Annotated in this window: 17 protein-coding genes and 2 tRNA genes; 6 read left to right on the top strand and 13 right to left on the bottom strand. The window is 42.3% G+C overall.

The annotated features are described in order from the left end of the window. Nucleotide 1: 1 nt before the first annotated feature. From infB to rlmE, 10 genes are all read right to left on the bottom strand, one after another. The gene (gene infB, locus EES38_RS04415; protein ID WP_124935981.1) at nucleotides 2-2,758 is read right to left on the bottom strand and encodes a translation initiation factor IF-2; all 2,757 of its coding nucleotides are present in this window, start codon (nucleotides 2,756-2,758) and stop codon (nucleotides 2-4) included. 22 nt (nucleotides 2,759-2,780) lie between these two features. After that, nucleotides 2,781-4,268 (bottom strand): transcription termination factor NusA, encoded by a 1,488-nt coding sequence (nusA, locus tag EES38_RS04410; RefSeq protein WP_124935980.1) that lies wholly within the window; start codon nucleotides 4,266-4,268, stop codon nucleotides 2,781-2,783. 24 nt (nucleotides 4,269-4,292) lie between these two features. After that, complete coding sequence (gene rimP, locus EES38_RS04405) at nucleotides 4,293-4,748, bottom strand: ribosome maturation factor RimP (protein WP_124935979.1); 456 nt, start codon at nucleotides 4,746-4,748, stop codon at nucleotides 4,293-4,295. A 224-nt stretch (nucleotides 4,749-4,972) separates the two neighbouring features. Continuing rightward, a tRNA-Met gene (locus EES38_RS04400) sits at nucleotides 4,973-5,049 on the bottom strand. A 58-nt stretch (nucleotides 5,050-5,107) separates the two neighbouring features. Further along, a tRNA-Leu gene (locus tag EES38_RS04395) sits at nucleotides 5,108-5,191 on the bottom strand. Nucleotides 5,192-5,219: 28 nt separating this feature from the next. Beyond that, complete coding sequence (gene secG / locus EES38_RS04390) at nucleotides 5,220-5,561, bottom strand: preprotein translocase subunit SecG (RefSeq protein ID WP_124935978.1); 342 nt, start codon at nucleotides 5,559-5,561, stop codon at nucleotides 5,220-5,222. A 221-nt stretch (nucleotides 5,562-5,782) separates the two neighbouring features. Next, nucleotides 5,783-7,120, bottom strand: coding sequence for a phosphoglucosamine mutase (glmM, locus tag EES38_RS04385; protein ID WP_124935977.1), 1,338 nt, complete (start codon nucleotides 7,118-7,120; stop codon nucleotides 5,783-5,785). Nucleotides 7,121-7,139: 19 nt separating this feature from the next. Further along, nucleotides 7,140-7,973 carry a dihydropteroate synthase gene (gene folP / locus EES38_RS04380; RefSeq protein ID WP_124935976.1) on the bottom strand — a complete coding sequence of 278 codons (834 nt, stop codon included), beginning with the start codon at nucleotides 7,971-7,973 and terminating at the stop codon, nucleotides 7,140-7,142. 72 nt (nucleotides 7,974-8,045) lie between these two features. Continuing rightward, nucleotides 8,046-10,034 carry an ATP-dependent zinc metalloprotease FtsH gene (gene ftsH, locus EES38_RS04375; protein WP_124935975.1) on the bottom strand — a complete coding sequence of 663 codons (1,989 nt, stop codon included), beginning with the start codon at nucleotides 10,032-10,034 and terminating at the stop codon, nucleotides 8,046-8,048. 99 nt (nucleotides 10,035-10,133) lie between these two features. Beyond that, a complete protein-coding gene (rlmE, locus tag EES38_RS04370; protein ID WP_124935974.1) occupies nucleotides 10,134-10,763 on the bottom strand; it encodes a 23S rRNA (uridine(2552)-2'-O)-methyltransferase RlmE in 630 nt (209 codons plus the stop codon). 119 nt (nucleotides 10,764-10,882) lie between these two features. On the opposite strand from rlmE, the gene yhbY reads away from it, so the two are divergent. After that, nucleotides 10,883-11,179 (top strand): ribosome assembly RNA-binding protein YhbY, encoded by a 297-nt coding sequence (gene yhbY, locus EES38_RS04365; RefSeq protein WP_124935973.1) that lies wholly within the window; start codon nucleotides 10,883-10,885, stop codon nucleotides 11,177-11,179. Between the two features lie 66 nt (nucleotides 11,180-11,245). On the opposite strand, the gene greA is transcribed toward yhbY, so the two are convergent. Beyond that, on the bottom strand, nucleotides 11,246-11,719 hold the full coding sequence (greA, locus tag EES38_RS04360; RefSeq protein ID WP_124935972.1) for a transcription elongation factor GreA: 474 nt from the start codon (nucleotides 11,717-11,719) through the stop codon (nucleotides 11,246-11,248). A gap of 594 nt (nucleotides 11,720-12,313) precedes the next feature. On the opposite strand from greA, the gene EES38_RS04355 reads away from it, so the two are divergent. Both EES38_RS04355 and dacB read left to right on the top strand, forming a co-directional pair. Next, entirely contained in the window at nucleotides 12,314-13,348 is a 1,035-nt protein-coding gene (locus tag EES38_RS04355; RefSeq protein ID WP_124935971.1) for a porin, read from the top strand. Between the two features lie 110 nt (nucleotides 13,349-13,458). Next, a complete protein-coding gene (dacB, locus tag EES38_RS04350; RefSeq protein ID WP_124935970.1) occupies nucleotides 13,459-14,862 on the top strand; it encodes a serine-type D-Ala-D-Ala carboxypeptidase in 1,404 nt (467 codons plus the stop codon). Between the two features lie 61 nt (nucleotides 14,863-14,923). Here the strand turns inward: dacB and tyrS are convergent, their stop codons facing one another. After that, a complete protein-coding gene (gene tyrS, locus EES38_RS04345; protein WP_124935969.1) occupies nucleotides 14,924-16,111 on the bottom strand; it encodes a tyrosine--tRNA ligase in 1,188 nt (395 codons plus the stop codon). A gap of 131 nt (nucleotides 16,112-16,242) precedes the next feature. On the opposite strand from tyrS, the gene shyC reads away from it, so the two are divergent. Then, nucleotides 16,243-17,535 carry a peptidoglycan DD-endopeptidase ShyC gene (gene shyC / locus EES38_RS04340; protein WP_124935968.1) on the top strand — a complete coding sequence of 431 codons (1,293 nt, stop codon included), beginning with the start codon at nucleotides 16,243-16,245 and terminating at the stop codon, nucleotides 17,533-17,535. Nucleotides 17,536-17,604: 69 nt separating this feature from the next. Here shyC and erpA read toward each other — a convergent pair whose 3' ends face one another. Beyond that, on the bottom strand, nucleotides 17,605-17,946 hold the full coding sequence (gene erpA, locus EES38_RS04335; RefSeq protein ID WP_124935967.1) for an iron-sulfur cluster insertion protein ErpA: 342 nt from the start codon (nucleotides 17,944-17,946) through the stop codon (nucleotides 17,605-17,607). 295 nt (nucleotides 17,947-18,241) lie between these two features. Here erpA and hemL point away from each other — a divergent pair, with 295 nt between their 5' ends. Both hemL and EES38_RS04325 read left to right on the top strand, forming a co-directional pair. Then, nucleotides 18,242-19,534 (top strand): glutamate-1-semialdehyde 2,1-aminomutase, encoded by a 1,293-nt coding sequence (hemL, locus tag EES38_RS04330; protein ID WP_124935966.1) that lies wholly within the window; start codon nucleotides 18,242-18,244, stop codon nucleotides 19,532-19,534. 250 nt (nucleotides 19,535-19,784) lie between these two features. After that, entirely contained in the window at nucleotides 19,785-20,882 is a 1,098-nt protein-coding gene (locus tag EES38_RS04325; RefSeq protein ID WP_124935965.1) for an AI-2E family transporter, read from the top strand. The last annotated feature ends 8 nt before the right edge of the window (nucleotides 20,883-20,890 follow it).

Here is a 20,890-nt window from a genome sequence, read left to right as displayed (position 1 = left end):
ATTATTCGCCATCAATTGAACGTTTCACTTCGACAGTCTCGAACACCTCAATCTGGTCGCCTACGCGAACATCATTGTAGTTCTTAACACCGATACCACATTCATAGCCGTTCTTAACTTCTTGTACGTCATCTTTGAAGCGGCGTAGAGATTCTAGCTCACCTTCATAAATAACAACGTTATCGCGAAGTACACGGATTGGATTATTACGCTTAATTAAGCCTTCAGTTACCATACAACCCGCGATAGCACCGAGTTTTGGTGATTTGAAGACATCACGAACTTCAGCCAGACCAATGATCTCTTGCTTAAATTCAGGCGCAAGCATACCACTCATTGCTTGTTTAACTTCATCAATCAACTGATAGATGATTGAGTAGTAGCGAAGATCTAAGTGTTCAGCGTCAATTGTCTTACGAGCAGAAGAATCAGCACGAACGTTGAAACCAAGTAATATCGCATCAGAAGCCGCAGCTAATGTTGCATCAGTTTCAGTGATACCACCAACACCTGAACCAACAATGTTAACTTTAACTTCATCAGTAGATAGTTTCACAAGGGCATCAGAAATCGCTTCAACCGAACCTTGAACATCAGCTTTCAGCACAACATTCAATTCAGCAACTTCACCTGCAGCCATATTAGAGAACATATTCTCCAACTTCGCTTTCTGCTGGCGAGCTAGTTTCACGTCACGGAACTTGCCTTGACGATAGTTAGCAACTTCACGAGCTTTACGCTCATCACGAACCACTGTCGCTTCATCACCTGCAGCAGGAACACCAGAAAGACCTAGCACCTCAACCGGAATTGAAGGACCAGCAGTTTGAACTTCGTTGCCTAACTCGTCAACCATGGCACGAACACGACCGTATTCTTGACCACATAGCAGAACGTCACCTCTGTTCAAAGTACCAGACTGAACAAGGATAGTTGCCACAGGACCACGACCTTTATCAAGACGAGATTCAACCACGACACCAGACGCCATACCGTCAGCAACCGCTGTAAGTTCTAGAACTTCAGATTGAAGCAGAATTGCTTCTAACAGTGCATCGATATTGGTTCCCTGCTTAGCCGAAATATGAACAAACATATTATCACCGCCCCACTCTTCAGGGATGATGTCATATTGCGCAAGTTCATTTTTAACGTTGTCAGGGTTCGCGCCTTCTTTATCGATCTTGTTCACAGCAACAATCAGAGGAACGCCAGCCGCTTTAGAGTGCTGAATCGCTTCAACTGTCTGTGGCATTACACCATCATCTGCTGCAACAACAAGAACAACGATATCTGTTGCCTGAGCACCACGAGCACGCATTGCAGTAAACGCCGCGTGTCCAGGAGTATCAAGGAACGTAATCATACCGTTATCAGTTTCAACGTGGTATGCACCAATGTGCTGTGTAATACCACCCGCTTCTCCAGACGCTACGTGTGCACGACGAATGTAGTCAAGTGTCGATGTCTTACCGTGGTCAACGTGACCCATGATTGTAACAACAGGAGCACGAGGAACGGCTTCTGACGTACTATCACGATCTGACAACACTTGCTCTTCAAGTTCGTTTTCTTTACGAATGATGACTTTATGTCCCATTTCCTCAGCAACAAGCTGAGCTGTTTCCTGGTCAATAACTTGGTTAATGGTTGCCATAGCACCCATTTTCATCATCACTTTGATGACCTCAGTCGCTTTGACTGACATCTTCTGTGCAAGCTCAGAAACGCTGATTGTTTCGCCAATGACGACATCAGATTTTTGAACTACCGCGTTTTTATCAAAACCATGTTGCATTGATGACGGTTTAGCAATTTTACCTTTGCGCTTACCGCGAGGATGAGAATCACGTTCTTGACGATCGTCATTCTTAGACATCTTACGCTTATTCGCTTTAGTAGAACGGCGACGACCACCTTCGTCGCGGCGGTCTGCTTCGTCTTCCGCTTCTCGCGCATAACGAGAGGTTGTCACATGGTAATCTGTGTTTTCTTGTTCCATATCACCTTTTTTCTCTTCTTCCGCAGACCAACGCTCTTTATTTTTTTCAGCCAATTCGCGTGCTTTTTCAAGCTGAAGCTGACTTTCCTCTTCAGCCTTACGCCTTGCTTCTTCTTCCTGGCGACGTTTCAGTGCTTCGGCTTCTTTTAGCGCTGCCTCTTGCTTAGTTTTTTCTTCATCAGAAAGTGTTTTAGACTTCTGAGCTGAATCGTTACGCGTCGCTTTGTCGTTAGCTTCACGTTTCGCTTTTTCGTCAGCTTCACGTTTTGCTTTATCTTCAGCTTCACGTTTCGCTTTCTCTTCAGCTTCACGTTTCGCTTTCTCTGCAGCTTCACGTTTCGCCTGCTCTTCAGCTTCACGTTTTGCTTGCTCTTCAGCTTCGCGCTTAGCTAATTCTTCCGCTTCACGTTTAGCTTGTTCTTCCGCTTCACGTTTCGCATCATCTTCTATGGCACTTCGTTTAACATACGTACGTTTTTTACGCACTTCAACCTGTACATTTTTACTCTTACCGCTTCCAGCATTAACACTTAATGTGCTACGCGTCTTACGCTGCAGTGTTAGGCGAGTCGGAGATGAGTCATTAGCTTCATCGCCATTTCCTTTACGAAGAGAACTTAGTAATTGATTTTTCTCTTCATCTGAAATTGTATCAGAACTCGTCTTTTTCAATCCAGCGTCAGCAAGTTGTTCTAATAAGCGGTCAACAGGCGTTCCTATTTCTTCACTCAGTGCTTTTACTGTAAGTTGTGTCATGCCGCTTCCTCCCTTGCTGAAATTATTCTTCGTCGCCGAACCAACAAATGTTACGAGCAGCCATGATCAATTCACCAGCTTTCTCTTCTGTTAGTCCTTCGACACCTTCAAGGTCATCAATACCTTGTTCAGCTAAGTCTTCTAATGTCGCAACACCTTTGGCAGCAAGTTTAAATGCCATGTCACGATCTAATCCGTCCAAACCAAGCAAATCGTCTGCTGGTTCAACACCTGAATATGATTCTTCTTTTGCTAAAGCAAGCGTTGTTAAAGAGTCTTTCGCTCTTGAGCGCAGCTCTTCCACAAGATCTTCATCAAGACCATCAACTTCTAGAAGTTCGTTAACAGGAACGTATGCGATCTCTTCTAGAGTAGAAAAGCCTTCTTCTACCAAAAGCTCTGCAAAATCTTGTTCGATATCCAGATATTTCATGAATGTTTCGATAGACTCTAGAGACTCTTCTTGGTGTTTCTTCTGCAGGTCTTCAACTGTCATTACGTTAAGTTCCCAACCAGTCAGTTGAGAGGCTAAACGTACGTTCTGACCATTACGTCCGATCGCTTGAGCGAGATTATCGGCTTCAACTGCGATATCCATTGAATGAGCATCTTCATCAACAATGATAGAAGCCACATCTGCAGGAGCCATTGCATTAATAACAAATTGTGCCGGATTATCATCCCAAAGAACGATATCGATACGCTCGCCGCCTAACTCACCAGAGACAGCCTGAACACGAGCACCACGCATACCCACACAAGCACCGACAGGGTCGATACGCTTATCATTTGTTTTCACAGCAATTTTAGCACGAGAACCTGGATCACGAGCAGCCCCTTTAAGTTCAATTAGCTCTTCACCAATTTCAGGAACTTCAACACGGAACAACTCTTCTAGCATTTCAGGCTTAGAACGAGTAATAAACAGTTGGAAACCACGCGCTTCAGGTCTAACTGCATAAAGAAGACCACGAACACGGTCGCCACTACGGAAGTTTTCACGTGGTAACTGATCATCTCTGAGGATTACTGCTTCAGCGTTGTTACCTAAATCGAGCACAACCGCTTCTCGGTTCACTTTTTTCACAACGCCAGTAACAAGCTCACCTTCATTATCGATGAACTGCTCAACAATCTGAGCACGCTCCGCTTCGCGAACTTTCTGTACAATAACTTGTTTTGCTGTTTGCGTCGTAATACGGTCAAAGGTAACAGATTCAATCTGCTCTTCGACATAATCACCTAATTCGACAGAATCATCATCGTAGCTTGCAGCATCAAAAGAAATTTCTTTTGTTGGGCTTTGAACTTCATCAACCACTAACCAGCGGCGGAACGTTTCAAATTCACCCGTTTTTCGATTGATCGCAACTCGTACGTCTATTTCGATTTCATATTTTTTCTTTGTTGACGTAGCAAGAGCGATTTCTAATGCTTCGAAAATACGCTCACGAGGTACCGCTTTTTCATTCGATACTGCTTCTACTACCGCTAAAATCTCTTTACTCATTTTTTATAGCCTCTACGTTAAGACTTAAAATTTAGGGATTAGGTTAGCTTTAGCTATGTTGCTAAGAGCAAAATGTTCTTGCTGACCATCAGCCGTCACAGCAATGGTTTCCCCATCAACTGATTCAATCACACCTTTCCACTTGCGGCGGTTATTCATAGCCATCTTTAAAGTGATGCTGACCTCGTGACCAATAAACTGCTCATAATGAGCTGCCTTAAAAAGTGGTCTTTCTAGGCCTGGAGAAGAAACCTCTAAGTTATATGCCACAGAGATAGGATCTTCTACGTCAAGTACAGCACTCACCTGACGACTCACTTCGGCACAATCGTCAACAGTGATGCCATTTTCATGGTCAATGTAAATACGAAGTGTTGAGTGCGCACCGGCGCGAACAAACTCCAATCCAACTAACTCGTAACCAGAAGCTTCAACTGGAGCTTCCAGCATCTCTGTTAGTTGTCTTTCTAAACCAGTCATTAATAAACCACTCCAGAAACAAAAAAAGGGCTCAGAGCCCAATCATAATTCCAAGCAATTTCTAAAATCCCTTATACATCAGCAAGATGTATAAGAAATTTCAGATAATAAAAAACCCCGAAATGTCGGGGTTTTTTAATTGCTGGACCCTGAATTATTAAAGGTAGACTATTACCCTTAATAACAGTGTTCATTACACTGCAAACCTGTAAACCCATCGTAATTGGTTGCGGGGGCCGGATTTGAACCGACGACCTTCGGGTTATGAGCCCGACGAGCTACCAAGCTGCTCCACCCCGCGTCCATGATGCGCAATATTATACTTACGCCACTTACATTTACAAGTTTGTAAAGAATAATGGTGCCGAGAGAGGGACTCGAACCCTCACACCTAAGGCGCTAGCACCTCATGCTAGTGTGTCTACCAATTTCACCATCTCGGCTAACGAATAAATAGTATTCTTAGACTACTTATTCTGGAATATCGTTGCTGTTAGATTCTTTAACAGGAACTGTACTTGCTTCAACTTTTTTCTGGATCTGTTCTTGATGGGCTTCAGGATTTTCCCACTGAGACTCGGTTTTGTGAGTAGATAAGTTACCTAACACTAAACTAATCACCAAGAATACAAGAGCAAGTATCGTTGTCATTCGGGTTAAAAAGTTTCCAGAGCCGCCGGAACCAAACACAGTGTTTGAAGCACCAGCCCCAAATGAGGCTCCCATATCCGCGCCTTTCCCTTGCTGAATCAACACCAAGCCAATGATAGCAATCGCTGTCAACAGGTAAAGCACAAGTAGAACTGTAAACATTACATCCACCTATGATCCAAATTGTTGAGCCAGCGCCGTTCTCCATTTTACTTGTAACTGGAACAAGGCTAGCGCCCCCTACTGGGAGTGGACGCAATACTAACGGAACCTCTCAGCGCTGACAAGTGGTTATCAATAATTTTTTTCGTATTACTGTTCAATCGGTTAAAAAGTAACTTGTTATCAAGTAACTCATCACCAGTTCTAGATCGTGAGCTGTATTAGCAACTCGAACGAACGACGTCAGCTATATGCAGTGCAGACGACTTCACTAGTGACTCATCTTCACCCTCGACCATTACTCTCAACAAAGGTTCAGTACCTGACTTTCTCAATAAAACACGCCCTTTACCATCAAGCGCCTTTTCAACTTCAAGCACTGCGGCTTTAACATTTTCAGACTCGAGAGGGTTACTATCCCCACTAAATCTGACATTTTCTAAAACCTGCGGATAAAGCGTCATGCCTTTTGCTAGTTCACTCAACGACATCTCACTGTCTACAACAGCGGCTAGAACTTGAAGCGCAGCAACAATCGCATCTCCGGTAGTCACTTTATCAAGTAAAATTACATGACCTGAGTTTTCTGCGCCTATTTTCCAATCTTTTTCTAACAATTTTTCAAGCACATATCGATCGCCAACCGCAGCCCGAACGAATGGAATACCAAGCTGTTTCAGTCCTACTTCCATTCCAAGGTTCGTCATTAACGTACCAACCACTCCTCCCTTCAGTAATCCCTTACGTAAGAGATCTCGAGCGATAATATAAGCGATCTGGTCACCGTCAATCTTGTCTCCGTGTTCATCAACCATAATGATACGGTCGCCATCACCATCAAAAGCTAAGCCTAAATCGGCTTTTTCCTCGATAACACGCTTTTGTAATGCTCTGACATCGGTCGCACCAACTTCGTCGTTGATATTGAGCCCATCAGGAGAAACCCCCATAGCAATGACTTGAGCTCCGAGCTCTTTAAATACACTTGGAGCAATGTGGTAAGTCGCACCGTTGGCACAATCGACCACAATTTTTAAACCACTAAGGTTATGTTTTGACGGGAACGTGCTTTTACAAAATTCAATGTAGCGACCAGCGGCATCAACTAACCGTGATGCTTTACCCAGTTCAGCAGACGGAACACAAACAATGTCCTTCCCCAGTTCTTCTTCAATTGCCAACTCGACTTCATCAGGCAACTTTGTACCTTCTGAGGAAAAGAACTTGATACCATTGTCATAATACGGGTTGTGCGACGCGGAAATAACAATACCAGCCTCAGCTCGAAATGTCTGAGTAAGGTAAGCGACCGCCGGCGTAGGCATAGGGCCGGTAAACGTTGCTTTAAGCCCAGCGGCAGCGAGTCCTGCCTCCAGAGCAGACTCAAGCATGTACCCAGAAATACGAGTATCTTTACCTATAATAACCTGCTTTGTACCTTGCTTCGCTAATACACGACCAGCAGCCCAACCAAGCTTTAAAACAAAGTCAGGTGTAATTGGATATTCGCCAACTTTGCCACGAACACCATCAGTGCCGAAATAACGTCTATTACTCATATATGGCTCTCAAAAATAGTTACAGTTGAAACTGGTGCATTACATTGAACATAGCTACCGCTTCAGCGGTTTCTCTCACGTCATGGACTCTTAAGATATGAGCACCTCTCTCCGCGCATAACACCGCCCCAACAACACTGGGAGTGACACATTCAGATGGGTTCTTGTTAAGAAGTTTGTGGAGCATCGTTTTTCTAGAGAGTCCGGTCAATATCGGTAATTGATACTGTTGAAAAGTTTCCAGTTTAGCTAATAGCTCGTAATTATGCTCTAAGCTCTTACCAAAGCCAAATCCAGGATCGAGGATAATATTCTCTCTTCTTATTCCACCTACAATACAAGCATCGATTCGCTTACGAATAAAAGTATGAACTTCATCTATAAAACAATCATATTGAGGCGCTTGCTGCATCGTTCTTGGCTTACCTTTCATGTGCATGATGCAAACAGGAACTTGAGCTTCGGCGACTACATCTATCGTATTGGGTTCTTGAAGTGCCCGGATATCGTTTATTAAATCCGCTCCAGCTTCAATTGAAGCCTTCATGACTTCAGCTTTACTGGTATCGATTGAAATCCAGACATCCGATTTTTTTCTCAATGCCTCAACAACGGGAATAACTCTCAAGAGTTCATCTTCGACACTAACTTCCGGAGCTCCTGGACGTGTCGATTCGCCACCAATATCGATTATCGTCGCACCTTCACAGATCATTTGTTCTGCATGATCGATCGCTTTATCAATCGCGGTATATTTACCGCCATCAGAGAATGAATCTGGTGTTGTGTTAAGGATACCCATTATCTGTGGGCTGGTAAGATCAAGAACTTTCTCTTTGTACTGTATTTTCATGTTACACCATAAAACAAAAACCCCGAGCAGACTTCTCTCGGGGTTTCACTATTACAACATCATAAAACCAGATTATTCGGCTTTATCATCGTCTTTCTTTGACTCAGGCTGTTGAGCACTATCAGCCTCTGAGTCTGATGAGTCTTCCGCTTGACTAGACTGTTCAGAAGACTCTGCTTTAACAGTTTCTGCCGCAGCTTTTGCCTTTTCTTCTCTAGCGTGTTCCTGCTCTACCCAGCCAGCAGGTTCTCGGATCTCATCTTTACGATCCATTAAGTCATCGATCTGACCAGCATCAATAGTCTCATATTTCATCAATGCATCTTTCATTGCATGCATGATATCCATATTTTCAGACAAAATTTTCTTCGCCCGCTCATAGTTGCGGTCAATAATTTTGCGAACTTCATCATCAATCAATTTTGCTGTGTCGTCGGACATATGCTTGGATTTAGTTACACTTCTTCCTAAGAATACTTCACCTTCATCTTCTGCATATAACAATGGTCCCAATTTTTCAGAGAAGCCCCATTGTGTCACCATTTTACGTGCAATATCAGTCGCTCGTTCGATGTCATTAGATGCACCAGTAGATACTTTCTCTGAGCCATAAATCAACTCTTCGGCTAAACGACCACCGTAAAGACTTGAGATCATAGACTCTAAGTTCTGTCTAGACATACTAATACGATCTTGCTCTGGTAAGTACATCGTAACACCCAAAGCTCTTCCGCGCGGAATGATAGACACCTTATAGACAGGGTCATGCTCAGGAACTAAGCGACCAACGATCGCATGCCCCGCTTCGTGATACGCTGTCGATGCTTTGACTTCTTCAGACATAACCATAGAGCGACGTTCAGCACCCATCATGATTTTGTCTTTCGCTAGTTCAAACTCGACCATAGACACATTGCGTTTGTTACCACGAGCAGCAAACAATGCAGCTTCGTTAACTAAGTTTGCTAAGTCTGCACCAGAAAAACCTGGCGTACCACGTGCAATTAACGATGGCTCAACATCATTAGCCAATGGTACTTTGCGCATGTGTACTTTAAGTATTTGTTCACGACCACGAACATCTGGGAGACCAACAACGACTTGGCGGTCAAAACGACCTGGACGCAATAGTGCAGGGTCTAGAACATCAGGACGGTTGGTTGCAGCGATAACAATAATACCTTCGTTACCTTCGAAACCATCCATTTCAACCAGCATTTGGTTTAGTGTTTGTTCACGCTCATCATGACCACCGCCAACACCCGCGCCACGCTGACGGCCTACGGCATCAATTTCATCGATGAAGATGATACATGGTGCAGCCTTCTTTGCTTGTTCGAACATGTCACGTACACGAGAAGCACCAACACCAACGAACATTTCAACGAAATCTGAACCAGAAATAGTAAAGAATGGAACTTTTGCTTCACCAGCGATAGCTTTTGCGAGCAATGTCTTACCTGTACCAGGAGGACCCACCATTAAAACGCCCGTTGGAATTTTACCACCGAGTTTTTGGAAGCGACTAGGATCACGCAAGTAATCGACAAGTTCTTTCACGTCTTCTTTGGCTTCATCACAACCGGCGACATCGCCAAATGTTGTTTTGATCTGCTCTTCCGTCATCATGCGAGCTTTGCTTTTGCCAAAAGACATTGCGCCTTTTCCACCGCCGCCCTGCATTTGACGCATGAAGAAAATCCAAACCCCGATGAGAAGAATCATAGGGAACCAGGATATAAATATTGTACCTAATAGGCTTTGTTCTTCAGGGGGAGTACCCTGAACTTTAACATTTTGATTAATTAGATCATCCAGGAGCTTCTGATCATAAACTGGCATATAGGTCACGTAACGAGTACTGTTTCCTCTGCGAGTAAATGTAATCTCACTGTCTTTGAACGTTGCTTCTTGAACTTGGCCTTGACCGACTTCTTTAACGAAAGTCGTGTAATCCACTGCTCTGCCACTATTATCACCAGGGCCAAAGCTCTGGAAAACGGACATCAAAACTACAGCGATAACTAGCCATAGGATTAAATTTTTTGCCATGTCACTCAAGGTGTAAGCCTCTCGATAACTAGTTGTAATTAAAGGTAGGGTACTACAGATTCTAGCGTGTAGCTACTTTGTTAACAGTGACCGATACCCACAAAATGGTTACCCTTTGTAACCAGTCGCCACAATGTAGACTTCTCTCGAGCGTGCTCTTGATGAGTCTGGTTTTCTAATTTTCACGACTTTAAAGAGCTCGCGAACCTCTTTTACATACTGATCAAAGCCTTCGCCTTGGAATACTTTAACCACAAAACTACCATTAGGAGCAAGAACTTGTCGACACATATCCAAAGCTAATTCAACTAAATACATCGCTCTTGGCTGATCAACAGAAAGATTCCCCGCCATATTAGGCGCCATATCCGACATAACGACATCAACCAAATTCGGTTGGATTCGCTCTAACAGTGCGTCAAGTACGGCTTCTTCTCTAAAATCACCTTGGAGAAACGCAACTCCAGCGATAGAGTCCATAGGTAGAATGTCGCAGGCGATAACCTGACCACTTTCTCCAATAATATTAGCAGCATATTGCGACCAACCACCCGGCGCTGCACCTAAATCAACAACTGTCATGCCAGGTTTGAGAAGTTGATCTTTATTTTGTATCTCTTCAATTTTAAATATTGCCCGAGAACGATAGCCCTTTTTCTTTGCTTCGTTCACGTATTTATCATCAAAGTGCTCTTTCAACCAACGGCCAGAGCTCGCCGAGTGTTTTTGTTTACTCATGATTTTCCTAAAACAAACTACTTCTACTCAGAAAGTATGGTAGAAAATATAGTCTTCCATCATAGATGGCGCTAAAATGACGTTTTTCAACCCTAATATTAAATAAAATTGGCCGCATAATGAACCTAAGTACGAAACAAAAACAGCACCTAAAAGGTCTAGCTCACAACCTAAAACCGGTTGTGCTGATGGGCGCAAATGGATTGACAGAGGCTGTATTAGCGGAAATTGAGTTAGCTTTGGACCATCATGAACTTATCAAAGTCAAAGTGGCGTCTGAAGACAGAGACACTAAAAACCTAATTATCGATGCTATAGTTCGAGAAACTAAAGCAGAAAAAGTTCAAACGATTGGTAAGATGTTGGTACTTTATCGACCAACGGAAGATAAAAAAATCGACTTACCACGTAAATAATCAAAAAAGGCCACTAGAAAGTGGCCTTTTTAATATCTACTTGACTATTAGCAAGTAGATGGTGCTTTACACGTAATCAACTTTATCGACTTCGAAAACTTTCTCACCACCTGGAGTAACAATAGTCACTTCATCACCTTCCATTTTGCCGATTAAGCCTCGCGCAATTGGAGAGCTGACAGAGATAAGACCAGACTTAATATCAGCCTCATCATCTCCAACAATCTGGTATTTCTTCTCTTCATCAGTATCAACATCAATAAGAGTGACTGTGGTACCAAAAATGATCTTGCCGGAATTTTCCATCTTAGCAACATCAATAATCTGAGCCACGGACAACTTGTATTCAATATCACGAATCTGAGCTTCGCAGATACCCTGCTCTTCGCGAGCTGCATGATATTCAGCATTTTCTTTAAGATCACCAAGCTCACGAGCTTCGGCAATGGCTTGGGAAATCTTTGGTCTTAGTTTTAGGAGTCTATCAAGCTCTACGCGCAGTTTCTCTGCACCGCGCACTGTCATTGGAACTTTTTCCATTTTATACCTCTAGGCCAAAGTTATCTTTGGACAAAACAAAAACCACCCAACCCAGAAGGCCAGGTAGTTTCAATATGAATGTATTACTGTAAGTCTAAACAAAGTTAATGGCGTTATCACTCTAATTCAAGGGGGAACATCATAAAACTTAGGAAATTTCTTTTAAATCATAGCAATGCCGTCCAGAAAAAGTGATCAAAATCACATTTAAAGTTAACCCCAGTTATAAATCAAGATTAAAAAAAATAAAAAATCACTAAAAAATTGAACTTATTTTTTTTTGACTAAAATAAAAATTTTACCATAAAAACAATAACTTGATTTTTATTTATAAAGAAGTGGGAACTATTTTACCTTCTAATTTATATCATTTTACTAACTTTCTTGTGTGCCACTCGGTTACAACTAGTTTGCGTAACTTAATAGCCAAATGATGGCTCGCAGCGTCAGCTTTCTGTCGTTAGCAGGGAATTAATTCATATTGGCGATAATGATTTTGATGAAGAGATAAAAGGACTTTCATGACGATGTTAAACATGACTGTCCTTTCTCCTAAGAAAAAATTCAAACGGACAGTAATTTAGGATTAACAAGATGAAAAAAACTCTGATTGCTCTTGCTGTTGCAGGTGCTGCAGTGGCTACTGGTGCAAACGCTAGCGAACTTTATAACCAAGACGGCACTTCTCTAACTATGGGTGGCCGTGTTGTAGGTGCTCTTTCTCTTAAAGATGGCGAAGCAAGCGATGCTTCTTACGTTCGTCTTAGCTTCCTAGGCAAACAAGAAATCAACGAAGGTCTATATGGTGTTGGTTACTTTGAGGGTCAATTTGAATCTAGCGATCAAGCGACTACTGACGAAGACGATACTAGCACTTTCACAGACCGTTATACTTATGCTGGTCTAGGTGGTACATACGGTGAAGTTACTTACGGTAAACAAGACGGTTCTTTCACTCCTCTGTCAGACTTCACCGATATTATGACTTGGCACGGTGATTCATCTGTAAACAAAATCCCAATGGGTGACCGCACTACTAACTTGCTAAAATATACTGGTCAGTTCGATGATCTTTATGTAAACGCTACTTACCACTTTGCTGACCGTACAGAAGTAACTTCTAACACTGGTGTTGAAACTTACGACAACAACGATCAAGATGGCGCAGCTGTTTCTGGTATCTACACTATTGGCGATTCAGGCGTAGCTCTTGGTGCTGGTTTCGGTAGCCAAAACGAAAACTACCAAACAATTGCTACTGCATCGTTCACTCATGATGCTCTATACCTAGCAGCTCTATACAGCCACATCGACTATGACCGCACTGGCGCAACTGATTACGACGGTTACGAACTAGCTGCAGCTTACACAATCGACAAAACTAAGTTAATCGCTACATACAACTATGGCGAAACTAGCGATGATGCTGTAAACAACCTAGCACTTGAAGCTGCATACTACTTCCAGCCAAACTTCCGTGCATTCGTATCTTACAACATCAACATGCTTGACGCTGGTGATACTTATAGCTCAGAAAGCTTAGCAACTAACCCAACTAGCACTACAACTACAGTTTCTAAAGCAGATGCTGAAGATGAAGCTGTTATCGGTCTACGTTACGACTTCTAAGAAAATTGACTCACTGTCATCTTAAATTTTACACCTGCCCTCTTGGCAGGTGTTTTTTTATCTCGCTATACTGCCTTACTGATTGTATCCATTATTAAGGTCATCTCGATATGAGGCTTTTCCTCTTACTTTTTATATCCGTTTTCTCTTGGTCTGCTGCATTAGCGCAAGAAACCAATCCAAGTGGACTTTTACCTACTACAACTCGCTCTGGCCTTTTAATCGAATCACTATCAGGAAAAGAATATTTCGCTGAGAATGCCAATAAGCTTTTTCCTCCAGCCAGCACCACTAAGTTACTTACAGCTCTAGCAGCAAAACTCGAACTTGGCGATCAATTTAAGTTCACAACGACCGTTGCAAAAAATAAATCCGATATCATCATTCATTTTTCCGGAGATCCCAATCTGACCAATATTGATCTCGAGACCTTATTAACCTCCGTCATCTCCCAAGAAGGTAAAAAAATAAAAGGGAATATCTGGTTAGACAACTCTTCATTTAGTGGCTATCAAAAAGCTGTCGGTTGGCCTTGGGATATACTTGGTGTTTGCTACAGTGCACCATCGTCCGCTATTACTTTAGACAGAAACTGCGTATACGGTTCAATTTACACTCAAAAAAATGGCGCGACACGGGTATACACGCCAGATCAGTTTCCTATTGTCGTAACTTCCAAAGCAAAAACGGTATCTTCACAAGAGCGCAAACAAGAGCTTTGTGACCTCGAGTTAACGTCAAATGATGAAAATCACTATCTACTTGAAGGATGTCTAACTGCAAGGAAAGAACCACTACCCCTTAAATTTGCCATCCAAAATCCCGACTTGTATACCACTAGAATGGTTTACAAGATTTTAAATAAATTAGATGTCTCATTGTCAGGCCAGGTTATTGCCGGCATACCACCGAAATACAAGACGAAGGAAGTAATCTTAGCTGAGCATCATTCTGCTCAACTACCTGAGTTGCTCGATAGAATGCTAAAAAAATCAGACAATCTTATTGCAAACAACATTACCAAAGCATTAGGCAAGCATTTTTTCATCCAGCCGGGAACATTCACAAACGGAACAGAAGCCATAAAACAAGTCCTGTTCTCTAAAGCACAAATAGACCTAAATTCAGCCCAGCTCTTTGATGGTTCAGGCCTATCAAGAAATAATCGCCTGACAGCTCGCCAATTAGCCTCTGTGTTAAAATATATCCAACAAAACGACACGCAGTTACAATTACTGCAGCATCTTCCAATTGCAGGTCAAAGCGGTACTCTAAAGTATCGGTCAAGTATGCGAAACCAGGATGTCACTGGAAAAATAAAGGCGAAAAGCGGTTCTTTATATGGCAGTTATAACATGGCTGGGTATGGTCTGGATAAAGATGGAAAACCTAAAAATATTTTTGTGCAGCTCGTAACGGACTATTTTCCAAATGAAGAAGAAAAACGGCAAAGGATGATGCCATTGATAAAGTTTGAAACCGCATTTTACAAAGAAGTTATCGGGAAAAAATAAAAAATCCCTCAAGATACTAGCGATCTTGAGGGATTTTCCGATTCGGAAACTATCTCTTTATTTATTGGATAGTAACTCGTGCAAACTTACGCTTACCAACCTGAAGAACATAAGTACCACTCTCAGGAGTCCACTTAGTATCTTCAATTTTATCGCCATCAGCTTTCGCTGCGCCTTGACGAATCATGCGCATCGCGTCTGAGGTAGAATTTACCAAACCGGCATCTTTGAGTACATTCGAGATAGCAACACCACTTTCGAATGTAAATTCAGGCATTTCATCAGGAATTGCGCCTTTCTGAAAACGATTAATAAACTCTTGCTCAGCTGCATTGGCATCCGCTTCAGAATGGAAACGAGCAATGATTTCTTTTGCTAATAAGATTTTAATATCTCGTGGGTTAGTACCTGATGCAACGTCTGATTTAAATTGCTCAACTTCACTCAAAGGGCGGAAAGAGAGTAATTCATAGTAGCTCCACATAAGATCATCGGAAATCGACATGATCTTACCAAACATTTCACTTGGTGCTTCAGCAACACCAATATAGTTGTGTGCGGACTTAGACATTTTCTTTTCGCCGTCCAAACCAACTAGTAGAGGCATCATTAGAACAGTTTGAGGCTTCTGACCATTCGCTTTCTGCAGCTCACGACCCATTAGTAAGTTGAATTTCTGGTCAGTACCACCAAGTTCAACATCTGTCTCCATAGCAACAGAGTCGTATCCTTGAAGAAGTGGGTACATAAACTCATGAATCGCAATTGGCTGGCCGTTACTGTAGCGCTTTTTAAAATCATCACGTTCAAGCATACGAGCAACGGTTTGATTAGCAGCAAGACGAATCATTCCTTCAGCACCTAGCTCCGATAGCCACTCAGAGTTGAAAGCGATCTTAGTTTTTTCTGGATCTAAGATCTTAAATACCTGTTGCTTGTAGGTTTCAGCATTACGTAATACATCTTCTCGAGTAAGTGGTGGGCGAGTGGTATTTTTTCCGGTTGGATCACCAACCATACCGGTGAAATCACCGATAAGAAATGTGACTTCGTGTCCTAGATCTTGGAACGTACGAAGTTTATTTAGGATAACCGTATGACCTAAATGAATATCTGGTGCCGTAGGATCTGCTCCGAGTTTAATACGTAAAGGACGCCCTTCTTTTAATTTCTCAATTAGTTCTTCTTCTGGTATGAGTTCATCAACGCCACGCTTAATCTCCGCAAGCGCCGTTTCTAAGTTCGCCATTCTTTGTTTACTCCCACAGATTTGGCTTAAATATAATAGTTGGACAGTTTACTTGAATAGCGATACTTTTTGAAACCAGTTAGACTACAGATACAAATTTTTTGTGAATAATTATTGAAACGAAGCTAAATATGTTGTCTCTTTATGCTCAGTTACCGCGGCCACATAAAATACTAATCGGTTTTGTTGCCGCTGTTCTTGTCTTTTCAATTATGCTACTGCCCAACGCATCTGAACTGCGCAAGACAGAAAATCATTTGGAAATAGGCAAACAGTACCCTCTATCTATTGACCTGGATGCTATTGTTTCTGGATCAACAATTCCACCAACAGCCGTGATTCGCTGGGAAAGGCATACCGTAAAATCAGGGGAATCTGCCGCCCTGCTATTCCAACGAGTTGGTCTATCATCTAGATTACTCTACGAAATTACAGCGAGTAGCATGGATGCAAAACAGCAACTAAGTCGACTAAGACCGGGAGATCATTTGGTATTCGGTTTTAACGATGAAAATGAGTTGATCCAACTTCGCAGAACCATCAACCCTTACGAAGCATACTTAATCACCAGAACGGATAATGGTTTTACAACCAGCATTGATAAAAAAGATGTTCATTATCAGTTTAATTATGCGGAAGCAGAAATCACCTCTAACTTTTGGAATGCAGCCAAAAGTGCAGGATTAACGGCCAATCAAATAATGCAATTAGCTGGCATTTTTGGTTGGGATGTCGACTTCGCTTTAGATATTCGCAAAGGCGACAACTTTAAGTTGCTCTATCAAGAAAAAGTTGTTGAAGGTGAAGTAGTAGGACGTGGTGATATTATCGCAGCGGAGTTCACTAACCAAGGGACAACGTTTAAAGCTATCCTCGATGATAATACGGGTAACTACTACGATAATACTGGCCGAGCGATGAAAAAAGCGTTCTTAAGAGCGCCTCTTGATTTTAGACGGGTATCTTCTAACTTTAATCCTCGCCGACTTCATCCTGTTACAGGCCAAGTAAAACCGCACAGGGGAACTGACTACGTCGCACCAGTTGGAACAGCTATATGGGCGGCAGGAGATGGAGTTGTGCTCAAATCCAGCTACAACCAATTTAACGGTAATTACGTTTTCATCAAGCACAGTAATACCTATATTACCAAATATCTGCACCTAAAACGCAGAATGGTGAAAACAGGTCAGCGAGTGAAACAAGGTCAAACGGTAGGTCTTTTGGGAGGAACCGGGCGAGTAACGGGTCCGCATTTACACTATGAGTTTTTGGTTCATGGGGTTCATAAAAATCCGCGTACAGTCACCTTGCCTGAATCAAAGTCGTTAACGGGCAATGCAAAAGAAGTCTTTTTGGCCAACGCTAAACTGCGACTCGAACAACTCGATCATTACAGTAATATACTCTACGCTCAGCGCTAAATTTTATGAATAAAAAAGCGAAGCCATAAGGCTTCGCTTTGAAGTTTTAGTGCAGTTTACTCATCAAAATTAAACGCTAAACGAAGCACCGCAACCGCATGTAGTCGTTGCATTAGGGTTATTCACGAAGAAGCGAGCGCCTTCCAAGCCTTCCGTGTAATCAACTTCCCCACCAATCAGGTATTGCAAACTCATAGGGTCAACGACCAATGTAACATCACAGTTAACGATGGTTGTATCGCCTTCGTTTACGCTTTCATCAAACGTAAAGCCGTACTGGAAGCCACTACAACCACCACCAGTAATATAAACTCTTAATTTTAAGTCTGGATTTTCTTCCTCAGCTATCAACGCTTTAACTCTGGTTGCTGCTGCATCAGAAAACGTTAAAGGAACATTTAATTCACTCACAATGACCTCTCTTGTGCCTGTGGTCTCATATACTATTTAATCGTTATTAAAGCACAAACTAAAACACATTCGCTATTACTTAAATGATTATCTAATACCTGAGTGTTACGTTCAAGTATTCACCGCATATGATGTGCAAACTAAGTTTGAATACATCTTAATAATCCCCTAACTTGCCGTTTATCCCGTTGATTTGTGACCTATTTGCATCAAATTACAAAAAAGGGTTCTCCTCAGCGACTCAAAGAGTACAATGCGTACATCATTGGTCCGAATCAAAACTAGAGGATAAACCATGACCAAATCCACAGATTTATATCAAAAAGCCCAGCTAAAAATACCAGGCGGCGTTAACTCTCCCGTTCGAGCATTTAATGGTGTGGGTGGTGCACCTATCTTTATCGATAGAGCCGATGGTGCACTTATTTTTGATGTAGATGGAAAAGCCTATATTGACTATGTTGGTTCTTGGGGCCCGATGATCCTCGGTCACAACCATGCTGTCGTTAGAGAGTCTGTTATCGATGCAGTACAACATGGTTTAAGTTTTGGTGCTCCGACTGAGATTGAAGTAACGATGGCTGAGTTGGTTTCTGAATTAGTGCCATCAATGGAACAAGTTCGTATGGTGAATTCAGGTACAGAAGCAACAATGAGCGCTATTCGGTTGGCTCGTGGTTATACTGGCCGAGATAAAATAATCAAATTTGAAGGGTGTTATCATGGTCATTCAGACGGACTACTTGTTAAGGCAGGTTCTGGCGCTTTAACTTTGGGTCAACCGAGTTCTCCAGGTGTTCCTGCTGATTTCGCTAAATACACCTTAACGGCTCGCTTCAATGATCTAGAATCGGTAAAAGAACTCTTTGCAGCAAATAAAGGTGAAATTGCCTGTATCATCGTAGAGCCAGTAGCAGGCAATATGAACTGTATTCCTCCTGTAGAAGGGTTTCATGAAGGTCTAAGAGAGATTTGTGACAATGAAGGTGCTCTCCTAATCTTCGATGAGGTTATGACTGGTTTTCGAGTCGCACTTGGTGGTGCTCAAGCCTACTACAATATCACCCCTGACCTCACTACATTGGGTAAAATTATCGGTGGTGGCATGCCTGTTGGTGCGTTTGGTGGTAAAAAAGAGATCATGCAGCACATTGCGCCTACAGGTCCAGTCTATCAAGCAGGGACTTTATCTGGTAACCCGGTAGCTATGGCGGCAGGTTATGCCTGTCTGACAATACTCAAAGAAGAAGGTAACGAAAGACGCCTAACCTATAAAACTAAACAGCTAGCAGATGGTTTTAAAGAATTGGCTGACAAACATGGTATACCTCTGCTTGTTCACCAGGTAGGCGGTATGTTCGGCTTCTTCTTTACTGACCAGACACATGTTACCTGTTATGAAGAAGTGGCTAAATGCGATGTAGAAAAATTCAAGCGCTTCTTCCATCTCATGCTTGAATATGGTGTGTATCTCGCTCCATCCGCATTTGAAGCGAGCTTTACCTCTCTCGCTCACGGCTCTAAAGAAATTGATGCCACGTTAGAGGCTGTTGATAGAAGCTTTGAAATTATGTCTAATGAGTTTTAAGCGTTAAACAATAAACAAGTATTAAGGAGGGTCTTCCCTCCTTTTTGTTTTTTTAATGCCAATTAACAGCGATCAGTACACCAAGACCAACAAGAATGGCTGCTAACCATGGAATTCTTCTTGGTTGTTTTTTATCTGGTGAGCAACATTTCTCATTATTACAGCATCCCATAATGCATCTCCCATTGATAACACGTTAATAAGTCGCCATTATTACCTTACACAAATCAGCGCAAGGGACATCGAGCTAGTGTCAAATAACTCAAGAATATCTTCAAACCACTGGGTACTTGTCGCCGCCTTACTATTATCGGCGTTGGCTTGCTTTTATTTGGTTGAGCCATACGTAAACTCAATTGTTATAGCATTCATTCTGGCACTTATTATTTATCCAGTCCACTGCCGGATAGAGAAGAAAGTCGAGCGACATTTGGGGTCATGCCGGAATTTTTCTGCATTCCTTTCATGTCTTCTTCTTACTGTCATCATTGTTATTCCACTGCTGTTTGTTATTTCAGCCATTGTCCAACAGGGTATGCTTTTCTCACAGAACCTCTATAAGTGGGTATCACATGGGGGCATACAAGATATCTTTAATCATCCTTGGATACAGCATGCCATTGCATTCGCCAATCGCTACTTACCTTTTGATAGTATCGATGCCGCTGGTATTGCCAAAAAGATCGCAGAATCGTCCAGCCAAGCGGGCACAAAAGTCGTTGGTACGAGTGCAAAGATACTGGGTGATGCGACAGCATTCATCCTCGACTTTTTCTTGATGCTGTTTGTTCTCTTTTTTCTCCTTAGAGACTTCCAGCGGATAATCACAAGTCTGCGTCATATTCTCCCTTTGTCTCGGAGTCAGGAAGATAAACTACTCGACCAAGTTGAAAAAGTAGCAAAATCTGCAGTCATGGGTTCGTTTTTAACCGCTATAGCCCAAGGAGTTGCTGGCGGTATTGGTATGGCTATAGCAGGATTCCCAGGACTCTTCTGGGGCACAATGATTGGCTTCGCTTCGTTCATTCCTGTTGTGGGTACGGCATTGATTTGGATTCCTGCAAGCCTATATCTATTACTGACAGGTGAAACAACATGGGCAATCTTTCTCGTCATATGGAGTGTTGCCATTGTAGGTTCTATCGATAACCTTCTAAGACCATTTTTAATGAAAGGCAGTGCAGGAATGAATACCTTGTTCATTTTCTTTTCATTGCTGGGAGGTATCCAACTCTTTGGCCTTATTGGGTTGATCTACGGCCCATTGATCTTTGCCATTACTATCGTACTGTTTAATATCTATGAAGAAGAGTTTAAAAACTTTCTCGATAAGCAAGATAATAGCTAAATGTATCT

It is taken from the genome of Vibrio viridaestus (assembly GCF_003856525.1).
In the GTDB taxonomy this organism is placed as follows: Bacteria; Pseudomonadota; Gammaproteobacteria; order Enterobacterales; family Vibrionaceae; genus Vibrio; species Vibrio viridaestus.
Note: the sequence above shows the minus strand (reverse complement) of the source record. Positions and strands in the feature narration are given on the sequence as shown.

Excerpts from the sequence above, each read along its gene's own strand:
- infB (WP_124935981.1), bottom strand. The coding sequence starts at position 2,758 with ATGACACAACTTACAGTAAAAGCACTGAGTGAAGAAATAGGAACGCCT.
- nusA (WP_124935980.1), bottom strand. The coding sequence starts at position 4,268 with ATGAGTAAAGAGATTTTAGCGGTAGTAGAAGCAGTATCGAATGAAAAA.
- rimP (WP_124935979.1), bottom strand. The coding sequence starts at position 4,748 with ATGACTGGTTTAGAAAGACAACTAACAGAGATGCTGGAAGCTCCAGTT.
- secG (WP_124935978.1), bottom strand. The coding sequence starts at position 5,561 with ATGTTTACAGTTCTACTTGTGCTTTACCTGTTGACAGCGATTGCTATC.
- glmM (WP_124935977.1), bottom strand. The coding sequence starts at position 7,120 with ATGAGTAATAGACGTTATTTCGGCACTGATGGTGTTCGTGGCAAAGTT.
- folP (WP_124935976.1), bottom strand. The coding sequence starts at position 7,973 with ATGAAAATACAGTACAAAGAGAAAGTTCTTGATCTTACCAGCCCACAG.
- rlmE (WP_124935974.1), bottom strand. The coding sequence starts at position 10,763 with ATGAGTAAACAAAAACACTCGGCGAGCTCTGGCCGTTGGTTGAAAGAG.
- yhbY (WP_124935973.1), top strand. The coding sequence starts at position 10,883 with ATGAACCTAAGTACGAAACAAAAACAGCACCTAAAAGGTCTAGCTCAC.
- greA (WP_124935972.1), bottom strand. The coding sequence starts at position 11,719 with ATGGAAAAAGTTCCAATGACAGTGCGCGGTGCAGAGAAACTGCGCGTA.
- EES38_RS04355 (WP_124935971.1), top strand. The coding sequence starts at position 12,314 with ATGAAAAAAACTCTGATTGCTCTTGCTGTTGCAGGTGCTGCAGTGGCT.
- dacB (WP_124935970.1), top strand. The coding sequence starts at position 13,459 with ATGAGGCTTTTCCTCTTACTTTTTATATCCGTTTTCTCTTGGTCTGCT.
- tyrS (WP_124935969.1), bottom strand. The coding sequence starts at position 16,111 with ATGGCGAACTTAGAAACGGCGCTTGCGGAGATTAAGCGTGGCGTTGAT.
- shyC (WP_124935968.1), top strand. The coding sequence starts at position 16,243 with ATGTTGTCTCTTTATGCTCAGTTACCGCGGCCACATAAAATACTAATC.
- hemL (WP_124935966.1), top strand. The coding sequence starts at position 18,242 with ATGACCAAATCCACAGATTTATATCAAAAAGCCCAGCTAAAAATACCA.